Genomic DNA, 559 nt, shown 5'->3' with positions numbered 1-559 from the left:
CCGCCGGAGCGGCCGTCTCCACCCGCAGCGGCACATACCCCGGCACATCCCGGTACAGCTCGTTGATCTCCTTGATGCCCGCCAGCAACTGAGCCGACTGGTTGCTCTCCGCCGCGGAGACCTCGTTGTCCAGCAGAATGTGCGCCGTGCTGTGATGCCCCAGCACATACTCCAGGCTGTACGCCAGCCCAGAGGCACTGCGGTCCCGCGCCCACGGACCCGGATGCGGGACCACCACATCGGTGTACGGCACATGGTGCCCGAAGTCGGTCACCGAGCTGTCCCTCAGCACCGCGTTCCCCGACCCGAGCACCGACTCCACCTGCTGACCGAGGAACGGCAGCATCACCGGATCGAACGCGGTGACGTTCCCCCGCAGCCCATGCAGATCCGCCAGCAGCGCCACATCCTCCGGCCCCGCGCCACCGTCCACCGCGGCCACCACCGTGTTCCGCGTCTGCTCCAGAGCGTCCGCGACCGGCGTGTACTCCTCCACACCCCGCAACCGCTCACGATGCTCGTCAGACAGCTCCGCGAACCACGGCGACGAGGTGACCTC

1 protein-coding gene is annotated in these 559 nt (G+C 68.5%); it reads right to left on the bottom strand.

Annotated features, from left to right (window positions below):
* Window positions 1-559, bottom strand: a 559-nt coding sequence (locus CUT44_RS23165; protein WP_158239652.1) for a hypothetical protein, incomplete at both ends; no start/stop codon positions are given.

The sequence above is a fragment of the Streptomyces carminius genome (assembly GCF_002794255.1).
Classification (GTDB): domain Bacteria; phylum Actinomycetota; class Actinomycetes; order Streptomycetales; family Streptomycetaceae; genus Streptomyces; species Streptomyces carminius.
The sequence above is the reverse complement of the archived record's forward strand: the minus strand, read 5'-3'. Positions and strand labels throughout refer to the sequence as shown.